This window comes from Streptomyces sp. NPDC058964 (assembly GCF_042741275.1).
Classification (GTDB): domain Bacteria; phylum Actinomycetota; class Actinomycetes; order Streptomycetales; family Streptomycetaceae; genus Streptomyces.
In genome coordinates this window covers 14,289-16,224 of record NZ_JBHYKH010000179.1, presented here as the reverse complement: position 1 = coordinate 16,224, position 1,936 = coordinate 14,289, and the positions used below count along the sequence as shown (strand labels likewise).

Below are 1,936 nucleotides of genomic sequence, written 5' to 3'. Positions count from 1 at the left end.
GGCGCCGCCGGCCCCCCCCCGGCCCCCCGGCCTCTCTGCTGGGGGGGGGCGGCGGCCCGGCGCCCCCCGGGGGGGCGCCGGCGCGCTCCACCGGCACGCCACCGCCGCCGGCCTCCCCTGCGAACGCGGCGCACGCCCTGGGACGTTCGGTTCCGGTGGCCCTGCGGATCCCGGCGATCGGGGTCGGCACCCCGGTCATACGGCTGGGGCTGGAGCCGGACGGCACCGTGCAGGTGCCTCCCGTCACGGCGCACGACCGGGCGGGCTGGTACCGGTACTCGCCGACGCCGGGTCAGGTCGGACCGGCGGTCATCCTCGGCCATGTCACGGTCGGCGCCTACGGGGACGGGGTCTTCCGTCACCTCGCGCGACTGCGCCGCGGCGACCGGATCGAGACACGGCTGGCGAACGGCACGGCGGCGCGGTTCACCGTCGACGCGGTACGGACGGTCGCCAAGTCGCGGTTCCCGGCGGACGCGGTGTACGGCGACGTCGACCGTCCCGAGCTGCGGCTCATCACCTGCGGCGGCCCCCGTACCGGCGACGGGTACCTCGACAACGTGATCGTCTTCGCCACGCTCACCTCGGCGAGCCCCTGACCGTCCCGCCCGAATGCCGGACCGGCGCAACGCACACCGGCCGGTCAGGCGTCATTTCCCACGCACGAAACACGACGATGGAGAGCGTTGAAACGGTCCCGCGACAGGGCAGCGTCCGAGCTGTTCGCCGCCCTCTACCCACGCCTGGCCGGCTGGTGCCGCCGTATCGTCGACGACGACGAGACGGCCCATGAGATCGCCTCGGAGGCGTTCACCCGGCTCTGGGCCCGCTGGACGGCCGTGGCGGAGCCCCGCGGTTTCCTCTACGTCACCGCGGCGAACCTGGTCCGGGACCACTGGCGCAAGCTGGAGCGCGAGCGCAAGGCCATGCGCCGTGCCACCACGGAGGCCGCCGCCCGCCCCCACGACGAGCAGTCCGACCCCTCGGTACGGCTGCTCGTGCAGTCGCTGCCGGAACGACTGCGCGTCCCGATCCTGCTGCACTACTACGCCGACATGCCGATCCGGGAGGTGTCCGTGCTGACCGGACGCAAGGAAGGAACCGTCAAGGCCGACCTCCACGCGGCCCGGGAACTGCTCCGCGTCCACTTGAGGAGAAGCCTTGACCACACGCTTTGACGACGACCCGGAGTTCGGACCCGACGACCCCCTCGCCGTGATCCTGCGGCCTCCCTCCGGGCATCTGGGTCCGCCCTCCGGCCGTTACGAGGCGATCCGCCGCGCCGCGACCCGTCGGCGGCTGATCCGTGCCGTGACAGGGGCCGGCCTGTCCTGTGCCGTCGCCGCGCTCATCGCGCTGCAACTGCACCCGGCGGCACCGGGCTCGCCCGCGTCCCCCGCGGTCCCGCCGGTACCACCACCGGTCAGCGGCCGTACGACGTCGCCCGGACCGTCGGCGTCCCCCTCCCCGGCGGCTGCGGCCACGCCCGGCACGGCCCGTTCCACGAGGAGGCAGGGGACCGGCGGAACGCGAGCCCCGAGCCGATCGGCGGTGCCCACTCCCGAACCCTCGACGGAGCCGTCCCGGGCACGGGTGGTGCCGTCGACGGACGGGACCGCGAGCGTCGCCGTCCCCGAGAGCCGCCCCTGATCACTGACGGGGCCGCCGGAGCGACCGGATGGGCGGCACAACCACTTTGTGCATCCTCGTGGCATGCTCCGGTCAAATCTGTCACGCTTCCGACAGCCACCGCCTCATCCCCAGGGGCCGCGGCAGAAAGCACAGCGATCACACCGACGAAGCGCGCAACCCGCGGCCGTCCTCCGGCGCACCCAAGCCGGCCGGGCGGTCACCGAGCAGGCCGTGATCCCGGTCGCCGTAAAGGAGTTTCGTGTGAGATCAACCCCCCACAATACCCTCGCCGCGAGCGCACTCG

General features: G+C 73.8%; 3 protein-coding genes. All 3 read left to right on the top strand.

Annotation, left to right across the window (positions count from 1 at the left end; translation table 11 throughout):
• The first annotated feature begins 35 nt into the window (after window positions 1-35).
• The 3 genes from ACFW2E_RS22260 (at window position 36) to ACFW2E_RS22250 (ending at window position 1,650) form a co-directional block, all read left to right on the top strand.
• The gene (locus tag ACFW2E_RS22260) at window positions 36-599 is read left to right on the top strand and encodes a class F sortase (protein WP_384468810.1); all 564 of its coding nucleotides are present in this window, start codon (window positions 36-38) and stop codon (window positions 597-599) included.
• 87 nt (window positions 600-686) lie between these two features.
• Complete coding sequence (locus ACFW2E_RS22255) at window positions 687-1,178, top strand: RNA polymerase sigma factor (protein ID WP_384468809.1); 492 nt, start codon at window positions 687-689, stop codon at window positions 1,176-1,178.
• Window positions 1,162-1,650 carry a hypothetical protein gene (locus tag ACFW2E_RS22250; RefSeq protein ID WP_384468808.1) on the top strand — a complete coding sequence of 163 codons (489 nt, stop codon included), beginning with the start codon at window positions 1,162-1,164 and terminating at the stop codon, window positions 1,648-1,650. Before ACFW2E_RS22255 ends, ACFW2E_RS22250 begins: the two co-directional genes overlap by 17 nt.
• Window positions 1,651-1,936: the final 286 nt, after the last annotated feature.